Source organism: Streptomyces sp. NPDC018029 (assembly GCF_044327655.1).
Taxonomy (GTDB): Bacteria; Actinomycetota; Actinomycetes; order Streptomycetales; family Streptomycetaceae; genus Streptomyces.
Genome location: NZ_JBIRFV010000001.1, coordinates 919,112 through 938,872, shown reverse-complemented (window position 1 = coordinate 938,872; position 19,761 = coordinate 919,112). Strand labels below are relative to the sequence as shown.

Annotated in this window: 19 protein-coding genes and 1 pseudogene; 10 read left to right on the top strand and 10 right to left on the bottom strand. The window is 71.1% G+C overall.

The features are described from left to right. Nucleotides 1-17: 17 nt before the first annotated feature. From ACH4D5_RS04160 to ACH4D5_RS04135, 6 genes are all read left to right on the top strand, one after another. Entirely contained in the window at nucleotides 18-872 is an 855-nt protein-coding gene (locus tag ACH4D5_RS04160) for a helix-turn-helix domain-containing protein (protein WP_398298289.1), read from the top strand. Continuing rightward, nucleotides 869-1,150, top strand: coding sequence for a DUF397 domain-containing protein (locus ACH4D5_RS04155; protein WP_398298287.1), 282 nt, complete (start codon nucleotides 869-871; stop codon nucleotides 1,148-1,150). The genes ACH4D5_RS04160 and ACH4D5_RS04155 overlap by 4 nt, the downstream gene beginning before the upstream one ends. A 71-nt stretch (nucleotides 1,151-1,221) precedes the next feature. Continuing rightward, nucleotides 1,222-2,754 carry an MFS transporter gene (locus ACH4D5_RS04150; RefSeq protein ID WP_398298286.1) on the top strand — a complete coding sequence of 511 codons (1,533 nt, stop codon included), beginning with the start codon at nucleotides 1,222-1,224 and terminating at the stop codon, nucleotides 2,752-2,754. 215 nt (nucleotides 2,755-2,969) lie between these two features. Beyond that, on the top strand, nucleotides 2,970-4,769 hold the full coding sequence (locus ACH4D5_RS04145; RefSeq protein ID WP_398298285.1) for a DEAD/DEAH box helicase: 1,800 nt from the start codon (nucleotides 2,970-2,972) through the stop codon (nucleotides 4,767-4,769). 316 nt (nucleotides 4,770-5,085) lie between these two features. Beyond that, nucleotides 5,086-5,727, top strand: a complete 642-nt coding sequence (locus ACH4D5_RS04140; protein ID WP_362987159.1) for a helix-turn-helix domain-containing protein — start codon at nucleotides 5,086-5,088, stop codon at nucleotides 5,725-5,727. Nucleotides 5,728-5,963: 236 nt separating this feature from the next. Continuing rightward, nucleotides 5,964-6,770, top strand: a complete 807-nt coding sequence (locus ACH4D5_RS04135) for a S16 family serine protease (protein ID WP_398298284.1) — start codon at nucleotides 5,964-5,966, stop codon at nucleotides 6,768-6,770. A gap of 148 nt (nucleotides 6,771-6,918) precedes the next feature. On the opposite strand, the gene ACH4D5_RS04130 is transcribed toward ACH4D5_RS04135, so the two are convergent. The 6 genes from ACH4D5_RS04130 to ACH4D5_RS04105 all read right to left on the bottom strand — a co-directional run bounded on the left by ACH4D5_RS04130 (nucleotide 6,919) and on the right by ACH4D5_RS04105 (nucleotide 11,884). Continuing rightward, entirely contained in the window at nucleotides 6,919-7,527 is a 609-nt protein-coding gene (locus ACH4D5_RS04130; RefSeq protein ID WP_398298282.1) for an ArsR/SmtB family transcription factor, read from the bottom strand. Nucleotides 7,528-7,603: 76 nt separating this feature from the next. Continuing rightward, nucleotides 7,604-8,572 (bottom strand): glycine betaine ABC transporter substrate-binding protein, encoded by a 969-nt coding sequence (locus ACH4D5_RS04125; RefSeq protein WP_398298280.1) that lies wholly within the window; start codon nucleotides 8,570-8,572, stop codon nucleotides 7,604-7,606. Further along, entirely contained in the window at nucleotides 8,569-9,441 is an 873-nt protein-coding gene (locus ACH4D5_RS04120) for an ABC transporter permease (RefSeq protein ID WP_398298545.1), read from the bottom strand. The genes ACH4D5_RS04125 and ACH4D5_RS04120 overlap by 4 nt, the downstream gene beginning before the upstream one ends. 26 nt (nucleotides 9,442-9,467) lie before the next feature. Further along, the gene (locus ACH4D5_RS04115) at nucleotides 9,468-10,742 is read right to left on the bottom strand and encodes a betaine/proline/choline family ABC transporter ATP-binding protein (RefSeq protein WP_398298278.1); all 1,275 of its coding nucleotides are present in this window, start codon (nucleotides 10,740-10,742) and stop codon (nucleotides 9,468-9,470) included. Continuing rightward, complete coding sequence (locus tag ACH4D5_RS04110) at nucleotides 10,735-11,382, bottom strand: ABC transporter permease (protein ID WP_398298543.1); 648 nt, start codon at nucleotides 11,380-11,382, stop codon at nucleotides 10,735-10,737. Before ACH4D5_RS04110 ends, ACH4D5_RS04115 begins: the two co-directional genes overlap by 8 nt. A gap of 31 nt (nucleotides 11,383-11,413) precedes the next feature. Continuing rightward, entirely contained in the window at nucleotides 11,414-11,884 is a 471-nt protein-coding gene (locus ACH4D5_RS04105) for an Lrp/AsnC family transcriptional regulator (RefSeq protein WP_030794967.1), read from the bottom strand. Nucleotides 11,885-12,005: 121 nt separating this feature from the next. On the opposite strand from ACH4D5_RS04105, the gene hppD reads away from it, so the two are divergent. Continuing rightward, nucleotides 12,006-13,151, top strand: coding sequence for a 4-hydroxyphenylpyruvate dioxygenase (gene hppD, locus ACH4D5_RS04100; RefSeq protein ID WP_398298276.1), 1,146 nt, complete (start codon nucleotides 12,006-12,008; stop codon nucleotides 13,149-13,151). A gap of 85 nt (nucleotides 13,152-13,236) precedes the next feature. Here hppD and ACH4D5_RS04095 read toward each other — a convergent pair whose 3' ends face one another. Together ACH4D5_RS04095 and ACH4D5_RS04090 are read right to left on the bottom strand one after the other, a co-directional pair. Then, nucleotides 13,237-14,124, bottom strand: coding sequence for an alpha/beta hydrolase fold domain-containing protein (locus ACH4D5_RS04095; protein ID WP_398298274.1), 888 nt, complete (start codon nucleotides 14,122-14,124; stop codon nucleotides 13,237-13,239). Beyond that, nucleotides 14,121-14,678 (bottom strand): quercetin 2,3-dioxygenase, encoded by a 558-nt coding sequence (locus ACH4D5_RS04090; RefSeq protein WP_398298272.1) that lies wholly within the window; start codon nucleotides 14,676-14,678, stop codon nucleotides 14,121-14,123. The genes ACH4D5_RS04095 and ACH4D5_RS04090 overlap by 4 nt, the downstream gene beginning before the upstream one ends. An 81-nt stretch (nucleotides 14,679-14,759) precedes the next feature. Here ACH4D5_RS04090 and ACH4D5_RS04085 point away from each other — a divergent pair, with 81 nt between their 5' ends. Beyond that, entirely contained in the window at nucleotides 14,760-15,215 is a 456-nt protein-coding gene (locus ACH4D5_RS04085) for a MarR family winged helix-turn-helix transcriptional regulator (RefSeq protein ID WP_398298270.1), read from the top strand. On the opposite strand, the gene ACH4D5_RS04080 is transcribed toward ACH4D5_RS04085, so the two are convergent. Further along, nucleotides 15,201-16,658, bottom strand: a complete 1,458-nt coding sequence (locus tag ACH4D5_RS04080; protein ID WP_398298268.1) for a tetratricopeptide repeat protein — start codon at nucleotides 16,656-16,658, stop codon at nucleotides 15,201-15,203. The two genes, ACH4D5_RS04085 and ACH4D5_RS04080, sit on opposite strands and share 15 nt — an antisense overlap. 107 nt (nucleotides 16,659-16,765) lie before the next feature. Between ACH4D5_RS04080 and ACH4D5_RS04075 the strand changes: the two genes are divergently transcribed. Then, complete coding sequence (locus ACH4D5_RS04075; protein ID WP_398298266.1) at nucleotides 16,766-18,136, top strand: FAD-binding oxidoreductase; 1,371 nt, start codon at nucleotides 16,766-16,768, stop codon at nucleotides 18,134-18,136. A 40-nt stretch (nucleotides 18,137-18,176) separates the two neighbouring features. Here the strand turns inward: ACH4D5_RS04075 and ACH4D5_RS04070 are convergent, their stop codons facing one another. Beyond that, complete coding sequence (locus ACH4D5_RS04070) at nucleotides 18,177-18,662, bottom strand: SsgA family sporulation/cell division regulator (protein WP_398298264.1); 486 nt, start codon at nucleotides 18,660-18,662, stop codon at nucleotides 18,177-18,179. A 254-nt stretch (nucleotides 18,663-18,916) separates the two neighbouring features. Here ACH4D5_RS04070 and ACH4D5_RS04065 point away from each other — a divergent pair. After that, a pseudogene (locus tag ACH4D5_RS04065) lies at nucleotides 18,917-19,039 on the top strand (DUF2510 domain-containing protein); the annotation flags it as partial. Nucleotides 19,040-19,761 lie beyond the last annotated feature (722 nt).

Sequence of the window (19,761 nt, the reverse complement as noted above, 5' to 3'; positions counted from 1 at the left end):
ACGGCGGAGGTGGCGCGGTGGAAGAACGTAACGACGGTGTGGACGAACCCGGTTGGGACGTCGACCCCGAGGACGAGATCAGCGCGGTGGTGGAAATGGTCGGCCAGCAGTTGAAGCGCTGGCGTGAGGCGGCGGGCTTCAGGGTGGCGGAGTTCGGGGAGGCGATCGGGTACGGGGAGGACTTGATCCGCAAGATCGAGCGCGGGGCGCGGATTCCCCGCCCCGAGTACCTGGACAAGGTGGAGGAGGTGGTCGACGCCCGTGGGCTCGTCTCCGCGATGAAGAAGGAGATGCGGGAGGCAAGGTATCCGAAGCGGGTTCGGGCACTTGCGAAGTTGGAGCAGCGGGCGGTCGAGCTCGGGATGTACAGCAACCACAACATCCACGGCCTGCTGCAGACGGAGGAGTACGCGCGGGCGCTGCTCGGAACGCGACGGCCCGCGTACACGGATGAGGCGCTGGAGCGCCTGGTGGCGGCACGTTTGGCGCGGCGGTCGGTTTTCGAGCGCAGCCCGGCACCCGAGTTCAGCTTCGTCCAAGAAGAGGTGACGCTGCGGCGGCCGATCGGAGGGACAATGGCTCTGCGTCGTCAGCTCGAACGCCTCTTGGAGTTGGGGGAGTTGCGGCACGTCGAGATCCAGGTGATGCCGACGTCCTGTAGTGACCACCCCGGGATGGGCGGTCGGATCCAGGTGCTGAAGTTCGGAGACGGTACAGCGATGGGGCGTACTGGCGACGAGTTCGCAGGCCGTCCGGTCTCCGATCCGAGGCAGCTCCGCATCCTCGAACTGCGGTATGGCATCATCCGGGCCCAGGCTCTCTCACCCCGGGAGTCTCGGGCCTTCATCGAGCAAGTGCTGGGAGAGACATGATCCGCAAGGCTTCTGCCGGGCACGCCTCCAGGCTGGAGTGGTTCAAGAGCAGCTACAGCAGCAGCAACGAGTCCGGCGACTGCGTCGAGGTCGCCCTGGAGTGGTTCAAGAGCAGCTACAGCGACAGCAGCAACGGCGAAGACTGCGTCGAAATAGCCACCACCCCCGACACCATCCACATCCGCGACTCCAAGACCCCCCAAGCCCCCCACTTCACCATCACCCCCTCCGCCTGGTCCCACTTCGTCACGTACGCCTCACGGGACTCAGAGGCGTAAGACCAAGGGACGAGCAAGCCCCCACCCCAGGACAGGGGTAAAACCGCCCCACGCCTCTTACCCTGGCGTGCATGACTGACGACACCGGCGGCGTACTGAGCAAGCCCTACAGAGCCCTGAGCATCGGCATCGTCTCCGTCGTGCTGCTCATCGCCTTCGAGGCGACCGCCGTCGGGACGGCGATGCCCATCGCGGCCCGCGAGCTCGACGGCGTGGCGCTGTACGCCTTCGCCTTCTCCGGGTACTTCACGACGAGCCTCTTCGGCATGGTGTTCAGCGGGCAGTGGTCGGACCGGCGCGGTCCGCTGGGACCGCTCGCCACGGGTATCGCGCTGTTCGGGGCGGGGCTGCTGCTGAGCGGGACCGCCGCGACGATGTGGCTGTTCATCGCGGGGCGGGCCGTGCAGGGGCTCGGCGGCGGACTGGTCATCGTCGGGCTGTACGTGGTCGTCAGCCGGGCCTACCCGGAGCATCTGCGGCCGTCGATCATGGCGGCGTTCGCGGCGAGTTGGGTCGTGCCGTCCGTGGTGGGGCCGCTGGTGTCCGGCACGGTGACCGAGCACCTCGGGTGGCGGTGGGTGTTCGTCGGCATCCCCGTCCTCGTGCTCGCGCCGCTCGCCCTCGCGCTGCCCGCGATACGGCGGACGGCGTCCGGGCCGGTGGACCCGGACGCGCCGGCCGCCGGGTTCGACCGGCGCCGCATCCGGCTGGCGCTCGGCATCTCGCTGGGGGCGGGGCTCCTCCAGTACGCGGGGCAGGATCTGCGGTGGCTGTCGGTGCTGCCCGCCGCGCTCGGCGGGGCGGTCCTCGTGCCGGCCGTCCTGGGGCTGCTGCCCAAGGGGACGTACCGGGCCGCGCGCGGGCTGCCCTCCGTCGTGCTGCTGCGCGGCGTCGCGGCCGGGTCGTTCGTGGCCGCCGAGTCCTTCGTACCGTTGATGCTCGTCACGCAGCGCGGGTTGAGCCCGACCATGGCGGGGCTTTCGCTGGCCGTGGGCGGGGCGACCTGGGCGCTCGGGTCGTACGTCCAGTCGCGGCCCGCGATGGAGCCGTACCGGTCGCGGCTCGTGGCCGCCGGCATGGTGCTGGTCGCGGCGGCGATCCTCGCCGTGCCGACCGTGCTCATCGAGTCCGTGCCCGTGTGGATCGTCGGGGTCGCGTGGGCCTTCGGGTGCTTCGGCATGGGCATGGTGATCGCATCGACCAGCGTGCTGCTGCTGCGGCTCTCGCCGCCCGCGGACGCGGGCTCGAACTCGGCCGCGCTCCAGATCTCCGACGGACTCTCGAACGTCGTCCTGCTCGCCGCGGGCGGCGCCGCGTTCGCCGCGCTCGGCGGCGGCACGGTGGGGGCGGGCCACGGGGCGGGGGAGGCCACGGGTTCGCACCCGGCCGCGTTCGTCGCCGTCTTCGTGCCGATGGCGGTGGTCGCCCTGATCGGGGCGTGGGTGGGGACGAGGCTCCAGGGGGCGCGGGTGCCGGACGCGGCGGCGGTCCCGGCGGCGGACGAGACAGGGGTCGTGGTGACCGACGTGGTGACGGACGTACGGATGGACGTGCTGTCGGACGCGGCATCGGACGTACGGACGGACGCGCGGGCGGACGGGTAGCCGGGTGCGATGTCCGACGTTCGTACGGACGTGACGGGGCACACCAGGTGGGCTGGTGAGGCACGTCACGACGGCCCGCACGCGGACGTGCGGGAGGCCACGCGTACCGGCATCCGCGCCCCCGCGAGAGCCTCGCCCCCAGTGGAACGTCCCCGCATCACCGGTAAGGTGGCCCGGTTGTCATACGTGCCGCCGACCTTGCGAACCCGGAGACCGTGACTACCACCAGCGCCGCCGCCAACTCCTCCCACCACCTCTCTCCCGCCTTCCCCGGCCGTGCCCCCTGGGGCACCGCCAACAAGCTGCGCGCCTGGCAGCAGGGCGCGATGGAGAAGTACATCCAGGAGCAGCCGCGAGACTTCCTGGCCGTCGCCACCCCCGGCGCCGGAAAGACGACGTTCGCGCTCACGCTCGCGTCCTGGCTGCTGCACCACCATGTCGTGCAGCAGGTCACCGTGGTCGCGCCCACCGAGCACCTGAAGAAGCAGTGGGCGGAGGCCGCCGCCCGTATCGGGATCAAGCTGGACCCCGAGTACAGCGCGGGGCCGCTCAGCAAGGAGTACCACGGCGTCGCCGTGACGTACGCGGGCGTCGGTGTGCGGCCGATGCTGCACCGCAACCGCTCCGAGCAGCGCAAGACCCTCGTGATCCTCGACGAGATCCACCACGCCGGTGACTCGAAGTCGTGGGGTGAGGCGTGCCTCGAAGCCTTCGAGCCCGCGACGCGGCGGCTCGCGCTCACCGGTACGCCGTTCCGGTCCGACACGAACCCGATCCCCTTCGTCACGTACGAGGAGGGGAACGACGGCATCCGGCGCTCCGCCGCCGACTACACGTACGGCTACGGCAGCGCGCTCGGCGACGGCGTCGTGCGGCCCGTCATCTTCCTCTCGTACTCCGGCAACATGCGCTGGCGCACGAAGGCGGGCGACGAGATCGCGGCGCGGCTCGGCGAGCCCATGACCAAGGACGCCGTGTCGCAGGCGTGGCGGACCGCCCTGGACCCGCGCGGCGAGTGGATGCCGAACGTCCTCAAGGCCGCCGACAAGCGGCTCACCGAGGTCAGGAAGGCCATTCCCGACGCGGGCGGGCTCGTCATCGCCACCGACCAGGACTCCGCGCGCGCCTACGCCAAGCTGATCCGGGAGATCACGGGCACGAAGGCGACCGTCGTCCTCTCCGACGACACCGGGGCGTCCAAGCGGATCGACGACTTCAGTGCGAGCACCGACCGGTGGATGGTCGCCGTCCGCATGGTGTCCGAAGGCGTCGACGTGCCGCGCCTCGCGGTGGGCGTGTACGCGACGACGATCTCGACGCCGCTCTTCTTCGCGCAGGCCGTCGGCCGTTTCGTACGGTCCAGGAGGCGCGGCGAGACCGCGTCCGTCTTCCTGCCGACCGTCCCCGACCTCCTCACCTTCGCCAACGAGATGGAGGTCGAGCGCGACCACGCCCTCGACAAGCCGAAGAAGGAGGGGGAGGAAGACCCCTACGCCGAGTCCGAGAAGGAGATGGACGAGGCGAACAAGCAGGAGGACGAGGACACCGGGGAGCAGGAGCAGTTCTCCTTCGAGGCGCTGGAGTCCGAGGCCGTCTTCGACCGGGTCCTGTTCGACGGCGCCGAGTTCGGCATGCAGGCGCACCCGGGGAGCGAGGAGGAGCAGGACTACCTGGGCATCCCGGGGCTCCTCGAACCCGACCAGGTGCAGATGCTGCTCCAGAAGCGGCAGGCCCGGCAGATCGCCCACAGCAGGAAGAAGCCGGACGAGGAGGCGGACCTCCTTGAGCTGCCAGCCGAGCGGCGGCCGGTGGTCTCGCACAAGGAGCTGCTCGGGCTGCGGAAGCAGCTGAACACGATGGTCGGCGCGTACGTCCATCAGAGCGGGAAGCCGCACGGGGTGATCCACACCGAGCTGCGGCGCACGTGCGGTGGGCCGCCGAGCGCGGAGGCGACGGCCGGGCAGCTGCGGCAGCGGATCGAGAAGGTCCAGGAGTGGGCCACCCGCATGAAGTGACGTTCGAGTAAGGAGCGGGGCGTTCCGAGTGCGGAGGGCTTGTGTGGATCCCGCGCGTACGTCTTTTTGGCGGCGCCCCGCGTAACGGGGCAGATGGGGGCGCTAGGGGCGTCCCGGTGCCCGGATTCTGGACGAAGTCTTCCGCTGAGCGGGACGGCCTCGCTACTGTCCCCGCAACGCACACGCCCCGTGGCAGCGCCGCCGCGGAGCGCAGCCGGTGTTCCGACCGGCGGCCTCTGACGCGCGTCGCCCACGGGACCGGCGGCGCAACCGCCGCGTAAGGGGGCCGCCGACCCTCACCTAAGGAGTGGGCGTCGTGACCGCGGAGACTTCCCAGACGCTCGACAGAGGACTGCGCGTCCTCAAGCTGCTGGCCGACACCGACCATGGCCTCACGGTCACCGAGCTGTCCAACAAGCTCGGGGTGAACCGGACCGTGGTGTACCGCCTGCTCGCCACCCTCGAACAGCATGCGCTGGTACGACGGGACCTGGGCGGTCGGGCCCGCGTCGGCCTCGGCGTGCTCCGCCTCGGCCGGCAGGTGCATCCGCTGGTGCGGGAGGCCGCGCTGCCCGCGCTGCGCTCCCTCGCGGAGGACATAGGGGCGACGGCTCACCTCACCCTCGTCGACGGCTCGGAGGCACTCGCCGTCGCGGTGGTCGAGCCCACGTGGACGGACTACCACGTCGCGTACCGCACCGGGTTCCGGCACCCGCTGGACCGGGGTGCGGCGGGCCGCGCGATCCTCGCGGCGCGGCAGGGGCTGGTGACGGATCCCGGTTACGCGCTCACGCACGGGGAGCTGGAGGCCGGGGCGAGCGGGGCGGCTGCGCCGCTGGTGGGCGTGACCGGCCTGGAGGGAAGCGTCGGCGTCGTCATGCTGGCGGACTCGGTGCCGGAGCGGGTGGGGCCTCGGGTGGTGGACGCGGCGCGGGAGGTGTCCGATGCGTTGCGCTGAGGCCGCGCGGGCGAGCGGAGTCACGGGGCTCGGTCTGTCGCCGGCTGCGCCTGGCTCGTCCTCAAGCGCCGGACGGGCTTGATATCCCCCTCGCGCTCGTTCCCATGCCGCGGGGCTGATCACGGGGCTCGGTCGATCGCCGGCTGCGCCGAGCTCGTCCTCAAACGCCGGACGGGCTTGAAATTCCGCCTCGGGCGGGTCCCCGGCCCCTCGTGGCCTCACGTTAGATTGATCCCGTGTTCTCGTTCTCTCGTCTCACGCGCCCCCAGGCCCTTGCCGTCTGCGCTCTGCCCGTCGTGGCCCTGCTGGCGGTCGCGGGGCTCGCGCCGTTGCCGTTCGCCGTGGCTCAGCCGGGTGGGACGGCGGACGTCCTCGGGAAGCACGAGGGGAAGCCCGTCCTGACGGTGTCCGGCGTGCCCACGCGGGAGACCAAGGGGGAGCTCCGGATGACCACGATCGTCGCGACCGGGCCCCAGATGGACGTCTATCTGGACGACGTCGTCGACGGGTTCTTCCGGAGCGATCGGGCCGTGATGCCGAAGGACTCCGTCTACCCCGTCGGGGACGACGTGAAGGAAGTCGAGAAGCACAATCTCGGGGACATGAAGAAGTCGCAGGACGCCGCCACCGACGCGGCACTGCGGTATCTGAAGGCGAACGGGGTCGACGACACCGGCAAGGTGAAGGTCAAGGCCGACCTCGGCAAGATCGGTGGACCGAGCGCCGGCCTGTTCCTCACGCTCGGCATCATCGACAAGGTGGACGGCGACGGCAGCGGCGGCGACCTCACGGGTGGCCGCACCATCGCGGGCACCGGCACGATCACGGCCGACGGCAAGGTCGGGCCGGTCGGCGGTGTCGCCCTGAAGACGCAGGCCGCGCGGCGCGACGGCGCGACCGTCTTCCTCGTGCCGAAGGACGAGTGCTCGGATGCTCAGGCGGAGCTGCCGAAGGGGCTTCGGCTGGTCCCCGTCACGACGCTGACGGGAACGGTCGACGCGCTGCGCGCCTTGGAAAAGGGCGGGGAGGTTCCGAGCTGCTGACCAGGCGCAGGCCCAGTTCGACCAGGGTCCAGCCCAGTTGAGTGCGGAAACGGGGTCCGCGGTGGCGCACGGGTGCCGCGCGGTGTAACTCCCGCGCACGCTCCTGGTGCAGCTTCAGGTGGATGTCGGGGTGCATGGCTCGGTCCTCTCAGGTGCCTTCGGCCTTCGGCCGGCTCGGGAAGACGTTGGCGTGGACGCGCACCTTCGCGACGTCCTCGGCGCCTTCCGGCACCGGTGTGCGGTAGCTCTCGACGAGGTCGTGGATCTTGTGGGCCAGCTCGGAGGCGAGCTCGGGGGTCAGGTCCAGGGTGAAGTCGCTGATGTCGGCGGCCTCGTCCCACTCCTCTGACCACTCGTGCCGCGTGGCGATCCAGGTGTTCACCTCCTGCGCGTGCTGTGTCGCGTACTCGTGCAGGAGGGTGCTGAGGGCGCCGCGCACTTCCGGGTCCTGGTCGCGGATGAGGTCCTCGTCGGTGTACGTGCCCTGGTGCGCCGACCGCCACCACCGCTCCCTGCCCTTGCCCCGCTCCGGGTCGTCCTCGACGAAGCCGTACTCCGCGAGCTGCCGCAGGTGGTAGCTGGTCGCACCGCTCGACTCGCCGAGGCGGGCGGCGAGTTGGGACGCGGTCGCCGGGCCGTCGAGCCGCAGGGAGCTGAGGAGCCGCATCCGCAGCGGGTGCGCGAGGCCGCGCAGCGTGCGGGCGTCGAGGTGGTGGACCTTGCGGCCCGCCTGTTCTCTCGCCTGTTCTTCCGTCATGTCCGTCAGCGTAAGCACGCAAAGACTCCGTTGCAATGCTTTCTTTGCAACGGAGTCTTTGTAACTATGGCCGAACCTACTCCTTGACGAAGCCCTCCTCGATCAGCCAGTCCTTCGCCACCTCATGCGGGTCCTGGCCCTCCACGTCCACCTTGGAGTTGAGCTCCCGCGCCACCGTGTTGTTCAGCTTCTTCGTGATGGGCGCAAGGACCTCCGCGATCTCCGGGTGTTCCTTCAGCGACTTGCTGTTGATCTCGGGGGCCGCGTTGTAGTTGGGGAAGAAGTGCTTGTCGTCCTCCATCGTCGTCAGGTTCATCGCCTTGATGCGGCCGTCCGTCGTGAAGACCTCGCCGTACGTGCACGACCCCTTGGCGGCCTGGGTGTAGATGATCCCGGTGTCCATCTTGGTGATGCTGGAGGAGGGGACATGCATCCCGTACTTCTTCTGCATGCCGGGCAGTCCGTCCTCCCGCGACGCGAACTCGCTCTCCACGCACAGCGATACGGCCTTCGGGTTCGACTTCGACAGCTTCGCCACGTCGGAGAGCGTCTTCGTCTTGTACTTGGCCGCGTTCCGCTGGTTCATCGCCAGGGCGTACGTGTTGTTGAGCGTGGCCGGGGGGAGCCAGGTGACGCCGTTCTTCAGGTCCGCGTCGTGCACCGCCTGCCACTGCTTCCGCGGGTCGGTGATCGGCTCGGTGTTGCCCTGGTAGGTGATCCAGGCCGTGCCCGTGTACTCGTACATGGCGTCCGCGTCGCCGCCCTTGACCGCCTCGCGCGCGCCGATCGAGCCCTGGATGCCGGTGCGGTCCAGCACGTCCGCGCCGGCCGCCTGGAACGCGATGCCCATGATCGCGCCGAGGATCAGCTGTTCGGTGAACTCCTTCGAGGTGACCGTGAGATCGGCGCCCTTCAGGGGCAGGCCCCTGCCGATGGAGCCGGGCTTGACGTCGTCCACCATCGGGCTGCCGCTCGTGAGACCGCAGGCGGTGAGCAGCGAACCGGCCAGGACGGCGACGACGGCCGTGCGGGCTGTGATCCTCATGCGTCCACCTCCAGGCCGCGCGGGCGCAGCACCAGTTCCGCGAGCGAGGCCAGCCAGTCCACCAGGAGCGCCAGCACGATCGTCAGGATCGAGCCGAGCATGAGGACCGGCATCCGTTGGGTGGTCATGCCCGTCGTGATCAGGTCGCCGAGGCCGCCGCCCCCGCCGAACGTGGCGAGCGTCGCCGTGCCGACGTTGAGGACGAGCGCCGTGCGGACGCCCGCGAGGATCAGCGGGACGGCCAGGGGGAGTTCGACCTTCGACAGGACGCCGAGCGGTGACATGCCGATGCCGCGTGCCGCCTCCAGGAGCGTCGGGTCGTTCGCCTTCAGGCCCGCGATCGTGTTGGAGAGGACCGGCAGGACGGCGTAGATGATGATGCCGATGAGCGCGGCCTTCTCGCCGATGCCGAGCCAGATCACGAGCAGTGCGAGGAGGCCGATGGCCGGGGTCGCCTGGCCGATGTTGGCCAGGGCCATCGCCACCGGGGCGCCTTTGCGCAGTCGCTTGCGGGTCAGCAGGATGCCGAGCGGGATGGCGATGATGAGGACGAAGAACGTCGAGATCGCCGTGAGTTCGATGTGCTGGCGCAGCCTGAGCCAGACGTTGCCGTCGGCCAGCGCGTTCCTGGAGATCGAGTCGAGGTCGGCCTGCTGGAACCACCCCCAGGTCGCGAGGAGGACCACCGCGAGGACGGCGGGCAGGAACGTCAGCTTCTGCCAGGTGACCCTGCGCGGCTGCCGGGCGGCGAGCGCGGCGGGCGGCGCCTCCAGTTCGGCCTCGCCCTCGTCGCGGAAGGCGAGGCCCTTGACCTCGTGCTCGCCCTCGGGGCGGGACGGTTCCCTGGGGGACGGTTTGCGGTCGGGGATCCGGGGCGTGCTCCCGGTGGGGCCGCTCACGCCTTCGCCTCCCCGCCGTAGCCCTCCTGCTCGAAGTGGGTCAGCCGGGCGCGCTGCTCCTCCAGCTGGTGCTGGTGCTCGACGGCTTCGAGGCGGTCGGCCTCCAGCATCTCGTGGACGGAGTTCATCAGCGTCTCCATGTCGACGACGCCCGTGTACTCGCCGCGCCGCCCGGTCACCGCGACGCGGCCCGCGTTGTCCGTGAGGACGGCTTCGAGCGCGTCGCGCAGGGTGGCGTCGCGGGTCACCGTGTCGTGGACGAGGGTGCCCGCGCGGGCCAGCGAACCCTTGGCGCGCATCAGGTCGCCGCGCCGCAGCCACTTGTAGGGGCGGCGGCGCTTGTCGAGCAGGAGCAGTTCGTTGGTGTTGCTGCCGCGCAGCTTGTCGAAGATGTCCTGGAGCGGGTCGTCGACGGTCACCGTGGGAATGTCGGCGATCTCCACGTCCCGTACGCGGGTCAGGTTCAGGCGCTTGAGCGCCGCGCCCGCGCCCACGAAGCCCGACACGAAGTCGTCGGCGGGGTTGGTGAGGATCGCTTCGGGGGTGTCGAACTGCGCGATGTGCGAGCGCTCCCGCAGGACGGCGATGCGGTCGCCGAGCTTGATGGCCTCGTCGAAGTCGTGCGTGACGAAGACGATCGTCTTGTGCAGCTCGTGCTGGAGCCGGATCAGCTCGTCCTGGAGGTGGTCGCGGGTGATCGGGTCGACGGCGCCGAACGGTTCGTCCATCAACAGCACGGGCGGGTCCGCCGCCAACGCCCTGGCCACGCCGACGCGTTGCTGCTGGCCGCCGGAGAGCTGGCGCGGGTAGCGGTGGTGGAACTCCGCCGGGTCGAGCCCCACCAGGTCGAGCATCTCCTCGACGCGGGAAGCGATCCTCGCCTTGCCCCAGCCGACCATCTTCGGCACGAGCGCGATGTTCTGCGCGACGGTCATGTGCGGGAAGAGGCCCGAGGACTGGATCGCGTACCCGACCTTGCGGCGCAGCTTCACCGGGTCGATGTCGGTGACGTCCTCGCCGTTGATGCGGATGCGCCCGCCGGTCGGCTCGATCAGGCGGTTGATCATCTTCAGGGTGGTCGACTTGCCGCAGCCGGAAGGCCCCACGAGGATGACGGTCTCGCCCGCCTTGATCTCCATGTTGACGCTGTCCACGGCGGGTTCGCCGTTGCCCGGGTAGCGCTTGGTGAGGTTCTCCAGCTCGATCGTGGCCCCGGAGGTGGTGGCCCCGGAGGCGGTGGTGGCCCCGGAGGTGGCGGTGGTCTCAGGCACGGATCCCCCTCGAAATGGTCAGCCTGCCGATCAGGACGTACGCGGCGTCGAAGAGCAGCGCGAGGACGACGATCCCGAGCGTGCCCGCGAGCACCTGGTTGAGCGCGTTCTTGCTGCCGAGCGAGCCGATGCCGCGGAAGATCTCGTTGCCGAGGCCGGGCCCCGACGCGTACGCGGCGATGGCCGCGATGCCCATCAGCATCTGCGTGGAGACGCGGATGCCGGTGAGGATGGGCGGCCAGGCGATCGGCAGCTCCACCCTGAAGAGCCGGGCGGCACGGGACATCCCGATGCCCTTGGCGGCGTCGACAAGGGAGGGGTCGACGCCGCGCAGCCCGACGATGGCGTTGCGCACGATCGGCAGCAGCCCGTACAGGGTCAGCGCGACGACGGTCGGCGCGACCCCGAGCCCCACGACCGGGATCAGCAGGCCGATCATGGCGAGGGAGGGCACGGTGAGAATGGTGGACGTGACGGTCGTGGCGAGGTTGCCCGCCCATTCGCTGCGGTACGTGAGGACGCCGATCAGTACGCCGATGACGGTGGCGACGACCATGCACTGGAAGACGGCGCTCGCGTGTTGATACGCGTCCGTCAGCAGTTGCTGGTGGCGGTTGCCGAGGTAGTCCCAGAAGTTCACTGAAGTGCTCACCTCGTCTTTCCGAAGGAACTCAGGGGTCTTCGGACGCCTGCTCCACCAGCGGGATGATCCGCAGCGGAACGGGGTTTTCCATGACGATCGCCGTGGAGGCCCGGACGATGCCATCAAAGCCCACGACCCGGTCGATCACACGTTGGAGATCGGCGTTCGACCGGGCCACGAGGCGGCAGAGCATATCGCCGTGACCGGTGATGGTGTGCAGTTCGAGCACCTCGGCGACGGTCGCCAGATGCGCGCGTACGTCCGCGCCCTGGCCCTGTTTGATCTCCAGCGTCGCGAAGGCCGTCACGGGATAGCCGAGCGCCGCCGGATCGACCTCGGGGCCGAAGCCCCGGATGACTCCATTGGACTGAAGCCGGTCCATCCGCGCCTGCACCGTGCCGCGCGCGACGCCGAGCCTGCGGGACGCCTCAAGAACCCCGATACGCGGCTCCCGTGCCAGCAGCACGATGAGTCTGCCGTCCAGATGATCGATCGCCATGACGCCTCCACGGTGGTCATGATGTACAGATAGCCCGCCCATCCTGGTCACCCACTGGGCAGATTGACCACTAAAAACGCGAACTATTGCGCACCTTGCGGTTCGGCGGGAGTCTCACAGCATGACTGAGACCACCACTCACACCCCTGACACCGCGCGCGAGGCCGACCCCTTCCCGGTGAAGGGAATGGACGCGGTCGTCTTCGCCGTGGGCAACGCCAAGCAGGCCGCGCACTACTACTCCACGGCGTTCGGCATGAAGCTGGTCGCCTACTCCGGACCGGAGAACGGCAGCCGCGAGACCGCGAGTTACGTCCTCACCAACGGCGGTGCGCGCTTCGTCTTCACCTCCGTCATCAAGCCCTCCACGGACTGGGGTCACTTCCTCTCCTCCCACGTGGCCGAGCACGGCGACGGCGTCATCGACCTCGCGATCGAGGTGCCGGACGCGCGCGCCGCGTACGCCTACGCCGTCGAGCACGGTGCCCGCGGCATCACCGAGCCGTACGAGGAGAAGGACGAGAACGGCACGGTCGTGCTCGCCGCCATCGCCACGTACGGCAAGACCCGCCACACCCTGGTGGAGCGCACCGACTACGACGGCCCGTATCTGCCCGGTTTCGTGCCCGCGAACCCGATCGTCGAGCCGCCCGCCAAGCGCACCTTCCAGGCGATCGACCACTGCGTCGGCAACGTCGAGCTCGGCAAGATGAACGAGTGGGTCGGCTTCTACAACAAGGTCATGGGCTTCACGAACATGAAGGAGTTCGTGGGCGACGACATCGCGACCGAGTACAGCGCGCTGATGTCGAAGGTGGTCGCGGACGGGACGCTGAAGGTCAAGTTCCCGATCAACGAGCCCGCCATCGCCAAGAAGAAGTCGCAGATCGACGAGTACCTGGAGTTCTACGGCGGCGCCGGCGTCCAGCACATCGCGCTCGCCACGAACGACATCGTCGAGACCGTGCGCACGATGCGCGCGCAGGGCGTCCAGTTCCTGGACACCCCCGACTCGTACTACGACACCCTCGGCGAGTGGGCCGGTGAGACCCGCGTGCCCGTCGAGACCCTGCGCGAGCTGAAGATCCTCGTCGACCGCGACGAGGACGGCTACCTGCTCCAGATCTTCACCAAGCCGGTCCAGGACCGCCCGACCGTCTTCTTCGAGATGATCGAGCGGCACGGCTCGATGGGCTTCGGCAAGGGCAACTTCAAGGCGCTCTTCGAGGCGATCGAGCGCGAGCAGGAGAAGCGGGGCAATCTGTAAGCACCGTTTGTCGCGGGCTGCGCCCTGCTCGTCCTCAAACGCCGGACAAGCTGGATTCCCCCAGCCTGTCCGGCGTTGCCGCCGTTCAGGCCGATGTGCGTCGCCGCGCGAACTCCAGCGAGCGCGCGAAGATCCGCTCGACCTCCGCGTCGGCCACACCGTGCCAGCCGTGGTCCGCGCCCGGGACCGTCCACAGCTCGGCCGGTGCCCCGGCCCGCTCCAGCGCGGCGGCCAGCGACGCGCTGTGGGAGTGGTCCACCATCGTGTCCGCGTCGCCGTGCACCAGCAGGAACGGCGGTGCGCCCGGGCGGACCCGGGACAGTGGGCTCGCCCCCCGCGCCCGCTCAGGGACCGTCGCCGGGGCCGCGCCGAGCAGGAGCGCCTCGGGAGTCGCGGGGTCCTCCGGGGTGAAGTGGCCGCGCGGGGCGGTCAGATCGCTCGGCCCGTACCAGATCACGGCCCCGGCGATGGCGCCCTCCTCGTGGGTCAGGGCGAGCAGCGAGGCGAGGTGGCCGCCCGCCGACTCGCCCCAGACCACGGTCCGTCCGGCGTCGACGCCCAGTTCCGCGCCGCGCAGGGTGAGCCAGCGCAGCGCGTCCCGCAGGTCGTCGAGCGGGCCGGGGAAGCCGGCCTCGCCGCTGAGCCGGTAGTCGACGCAGGCCACGGCGAGCCCGGCGGCGGCGATCCGCGCGAACGGCCCCGGCGACCAGTGCCGGGTGCGCATCCCCATGTCGTCGCGGCGCCCCTGGAGCCAGGCGCCGCCGTGCACGAAGAGCACCAGCGGCGCCGGCCCCGCCGCGGGGGCGGTCCCGGGCAGCCACAGGTCGAGTTCCAGGGGGCGGCTGCCCCGGTCCTGGCGGTAGGGCACGCCGCGCAGTTCGCGTACGCCGGGCGCGCGCACCGCCGGGGGCGGCAGGGGAGCGACGTCGGGGTGGGGTGCGGCGATCAGCTCGCGGAGCGCGGGCCCCGTCACCGGGTCCGCCACTGGTGGTCGGGCAGGAAGTTCACGTCGTACTGCTTGGGAACGGTGCCGAACTTGTGGGGCTCGGGGATCAGCGGCCGGTGCGGCAGGCCGTGCTCCTCCGCGGGCGCGCCGAGGTTCTCGAAGAAGCGCTCGAACGTGCCGCCGGGGCCCGCGGCGACGCCGACGACCTGGCTGTGGTGGCGCTCCATGCGGTAGGCGTGCGTGCAGTTCTTCGGTACGAAGCCGAAGTCGCCGGGGGTGAGCAGCTTCTCCTGCTGGATGCCCTCGGTGTCCTCGACGAAGAGCCGGACGGCGCCCTGGGTGACGTAGAAGACCTCGTGGGTGTCGGCGTGCACATGGGCCGGTATGAGGTCGCCCTTGGGGCCCTCGACGGTGAAGAAGTTGAAGGTGTTCTCGGTCTGCTCGCCGCCCGCGTAGACGGTGACGAGGTCGCCGAACAGGTGGGCGCGGTCGCCGTCGCCCTTCTCGATGAAGTAGGGCTTGCCGGGCTCCGGGGGGATGTGGGAGGTGCGGCGGTAGCGGGTGGCGTACTCGATGGTCATGGGGGCGCTCCTCGAGGCTCGGGCACTGAAGGCATCGCCGGGCCATCGTGCGGCCGGGCAATGTCAGGTACCCTGACATTAATGACCGAGAAACCCGTTCGACGCAACCTGCCCCAGCTCCTCGGCGAGGCCCGCCGCTGGTTCGAGGAGGGCCTCCTCGCCGCCATGGAGACGACCGGCGCCCCGCCCGTCTCCCTGACGCAGGTGCAGCTCTTCGCCGTCCTCGACGACGACGGCACCACCGTCTCCGAACTGGCCCGCCGCATGGGCGTCACCCGGCAGACCGCCCACCAGGCCGTGCACGGCCTCGTCGGCGCCGGACTCCTGGAGCAGGTCCCCGACCCCGCGTCCGCCCGACAGCGGCTCATCCGCCGCACCCCCCAGGGCGAGCGCGCCCACCACGAGGCGACCACCGTCCTCACCCGCCTGGAGGAACTGCTCGCCGCCCGCATCGGCCCGGCCCCGGCCGACGCCCTGCGGGCCGCGCTCGAAGCGCCGTGGGGTCCCGTGCCGGGACCGGACTCAGTCGCGGGGTGACGGCTTGGCTTGCGGCTGCTTGCGCGGCGGCGTCTGCCGTGGCCGGGGCAGCGGTGGAGCCACCTCCCCGCTCGGCGCGTACACCTGCTCGGGACCGCCCTCCGGCGGCTCGCCCAGCGCCTTCAGGGCCTTCTTCGCAGCGGGCACGCCGAGCGGCGAGAAGTACGGGTTGACGCGCAGCGCCTCCCGCAGGTGGCGGCGCGCCGCGCCGTACCAGCCGAGCTCCCGCTCGATCTGCCCGCGGTGGTAGGCGAACAGGGCGCTGCGCGGCCCCTTGTCCATCGCCTTCGTGACCAGCTTCAGACCCGCCTCGCCGTCCCCGGACCTGTGCAGCGCCCAGCCCAGCGCGTCCGCCGTCTCCGGACTGCCGTGCCGCTTGTACTCCGCGGTGAGCCGCTTCACCGCCGCGTCCGCGTCGCCGTGGTCCGCCTCGAAGAGGCCGAGGATCCGCTGGTTGTTGACGCCTCCCGCACCGCCCTGCCGCACCCGGGTCCGCAGCACGTCGTACTGCGCTCGCGCCGCGGGACCCAGCTTCAACGACTCGTACAACTCGCCCAGCTCCAGGGCGTACTCGGGCAGCGGATGCCGGGTGAGCGCCGACCGGTAGGCCTGCAGCGCCTCCGATGTGCGGCCCAGCGCCGCGAGGGCGCGGCCCCGGCCCGCCAGGGACGGGTGGTGGTCGGCCTCCGTGGCGAGCGCCACGTCGTAATAGCGCAGCGCCTCCGTCGGCTCGCCCCGCTCCCACGCCAGCTCCCCGACCCGGTGCAGCGCCGCCGCCTTCTCCGCCGGGGCCTCCGCGAGCGCCGCCGCGTCGGTCAGCGCCGCGTTCGCGTCCTCGCGCCAGCCGCGGTTGCGGTAGACCTGCCCGGTCCGCGTCAGGACCGCGGCGCCCGAGCCCAGCTTCTGCAGGGACTCCAGGGCCTTGGCCGCCGCCTTCGTGTCCCCGAGCCCGCTGTACGCGTCGATCAGCGCGGGATACGCAGTCCACCGCTTCGGCGCCTGCCGCACCGCGAGCTCGCCCCACTTCCGGGCCGCCCGGAAGTCGTGCCGGGCATTGGCGAGCGTGGCAAGACCCGTCAGGGCCTCCGGGTTCCCCTCGGGCCGCGTCCTCAGCGACGTGCGCAGCGCGCTCTCGGCCTTCGGGTAATTCGCGAAGTCGGCGGTCCGCACGCCCTTCGCGACATACGCCGAGCCGAGCACCGCCCAGGACTGCTCGTCGCCGGGGTGCGCCCGCAGATGCGCCTCGCGCTCCCCGATCAGCGCCGTCAGATCCGGCAGGGCGGCGGGCATCCCCGCCCCCACGGCCACCATCGCCCGCCCCGCCGGACCGAGCGCGGGCGGCGCCGCTTCCCCGCCGTCCCGCGGCAGCAGCACATACGCACTGCCGATCACCACGCTCCCCGCCACGGAGCCGATCAGCACACGCTTCACCGAAGGCCTCATGACGCTCACTGTGCGCCACTGCCGTCCATACGAAGAGCACATCCCGGCCTGCGGAACGGCGTCGCACACGGGTTCACACCGATGGCCCCGGGTGCGAGGCTGTGATCATGAGCCGCACCCTCATCGACCTCCTTCAGGAGGGCCTCCCGGCCGAGGCGGTCCTCACCGACCCGGACGTGACCTCCGCGTACTCCCACGACATGGCGAGCTTCTGCGACGCGGGCACCCCGGCCGTCGTGGTCCTGCCGCGCACCGTCGAACAGGTCCAGCACGTGATGCGCACCGCCACCGAGCTGCGCGTCCCCGTCGTCCCGCAGGGCGCCCGCACCGGCCTGTCCGGCGCCGCCAACGCCAGCGAGGGCTGCATCGTCCTGTCCCTCGTCAAGATGGACCGCATCCTGGAGATCAGCCCCGTCGACCGGATCGCCGTCGTCGAGCCGGGCGTCGTCAACGCCACGCTGTCCCGCGCGGTCGGCGAGCACGGCCTGTACTACCCGCCGGACCCCTCCAGCTGGGAGATGTGCACCATCGGCGGGAACATCGGCACCGCCTCCGGAGGTCTGTGCTGCGTGAAGTACGGCGTCACCGCGGAGTACGTCCTCGGGCTCGACGTCGTCCTCGCCGACGGACGCCTCATGAGCACAGGGCGCCGCACCGCCAAGGGCGTCGCCGGATACGACCTGACGCGGCTCTTCGTCGGCTCCGAGGGCAGCCTCGGCATCGTCGTCCGCGCCGTCCTCGCCCTGCGGCCCGAACCGCCGCGACAGCTCGTCCTCGCGGCGGAGTTCCCGACGGCCGGGGCCGCCTGCGACGCCATCTGCGCGATCATGGCGGGCGGCCACGTCCCCTCGCTCCTCGAACTGATGGACCGTACGACGGTCAAGGCCGTCAACGCGCTCGCCCACATGGGCCTGCCCGAGACCACCGAAGCGCTGCTCCTCGCCGCCTTCGACACCCCCGACCCGACGGCCGACCTCGCCGCGGTCGGCGCGCTCTGCGAGGCCGCGGGCGCCACGCAGGTCGTCCCGGCCGAGGACGCCGCCGAGTCGGAACTCCTCCTCCAGGCGCGGCGGTTGTCGCTCACCGCGCTCGAAGCCGTCAAGGGCACCACGATGATCGACGACGTGTGCGTGCCCCGCTCCCGGCTCGCGGAGATGCTCGACGGCGTCGAGCGCATCGGCGAGAAGTACGGCCTGACCATCGGGGTCTGCGCGCACGCCGGCGACGGCAACACCCACCCCACCGTCTGCTTCGACGCGGCGGACCCCGACGAGGGCCGGCGCGCCCGCGAGTCCTTCGACGAGATCATGGCCCTCGGTCTGGAGCTCGGCGGCACGATCACCGGCGAGCACGGGGTCGGCGTCCTGAAGAAGGAGTGGCTGGCGCGCGAGATCGGCCCGGTGGGAGTGGAGATGCAGCGGGCCGTCAAGGCGGCCTTCGACCCGCACTCACTCCTCAACCCGGGCAAATTGTTCTGACCGTGTGTCCGCTCCGCGGTCGCCCCCGTGGCGGCGGAGCTCACTCACCGTCCTTGGACTCGTCCGAGGGCCACGGGTCGCGCAGCCACAGCTCGTCCACGCGGCCTCGGCCGGAGGCGGGCGCGAGCAGCTCGGCGAGGCCGTCGTCGATGCCGAGCTGCTCGCCCTCGGAGCCCGGCGGGACCACGCGCAGCGTCCGCTCCAGCCAGGCGGACACGGCGGCGGCCGGTGCCTCCAGGAGCGCGTCGCCGTCCGGCGAGCTGAGGGCCATCAGGACGACGCTGCGGCCGTCCACCTTCGTCGGCCAGACGCGTACGTCGCCGTGGCCGCACGGCCTGAACACCCCTTCCACCAGGAGCTCGCGGGCGAACGTCCAGTTCACCGGGTGCTCGGAGCCGATGTGGAAGGCGATGTGGACGGCGTAGGGGTCGTCGGTGCGGTAGGTGAGGCGGGCCGGGACGGGGATGGCCCGCTCCGGGGAGAGGACCAGTTTGAGCTCCAGCTCGCGTTCCACCACGGAGTGCATGTCGATGCCCTTCTTCTCTGCGGGGGTCCTGGGACCGGACCCGTACGAGTGGAGAGGGCGGGATCGCCGGAGCATTACGCGGCTTCGGGAAATTTCTTCGTACGACTTCGGGGCGGGGTGCGGGGGACGCGGGGGAAGTGTGGGGAGCGTGCCCGGAAAGTGGTTCGGAAGGGCGGGAGCCGCCCGGTGGGACACGGAGGTCTGATAGATGTGGAGCCCCCAGAAGACCCCCGAGCAGATACGGGACGACGGACATGAGCGCCCCAACTCCGGCCCCAGGCGACGAACGGCCTCGCGAAGGCTACTACCCCGACCCGTCCATTCCCGGATATGTCCGGTACTGGAACGGCACCGCCTGGGTCCCCGGCACGAGCCGCCCCGCCCCGTCCGACGGCGAACCCCTCCCGCCCCCGCCGGGCGCATCCGCCCCCTCCCGCGCGGAGGAAACGGGCCCCGTCTTCTTCGACGAACACCACCCCCAGACGGGCCAGTTCGAAACGGGCCCCCCTGACACGGGCCCGATCGCGACGGGCCCGCTCACGGAGGGGACGACTGGGACGGGCTCGCCTGCGACGGGGGCGCCCGCGACGGGGCGGGCCCAGGTGGGGCAGGGCCATGCGGTGCAGGCCCAGGCGGGGCAGGCGGCACAGGGTCAGTTCCCGCCCGGGCACTCCGTGCCGGGCCAGGGCGTGCCGGGCCAAGGTGCGGCGGGCCACGCCGTGTCGGGGCAAGTCGCGCCGGGGCAAGGCGCCTCGGGTCGGTCCGGGCCGCAGGGCCAGGCCTCATCCGGGCAGGCCGGGCCGGGCCAGGCCGCTTCCGGTCAGGCTGCCGCGCAGGGGCCGTCCGTAGCCGGGCAGTTCGGGCAGGGGCAGAGCACGCCGGGTCAGTTCCCGCCCGGGCAGTCGGCGTCGGGCCAAGCCCTGTCGGGCCAGTCCGCGTCGAGCCAGGCTGCGTCGGGACAAGCCCTGCCAGGCCAGTCCGGGTCGGGACAAGTCGCGTCGGGGCAAGACCGGGTCGGGCAGGGGCAGCACGGGGGGCGGCCCGAGCCTGCTGCTGCCTGGCAGGCCGATGCGGGGCGGCAGGCCGGTCTCGGTGCCGA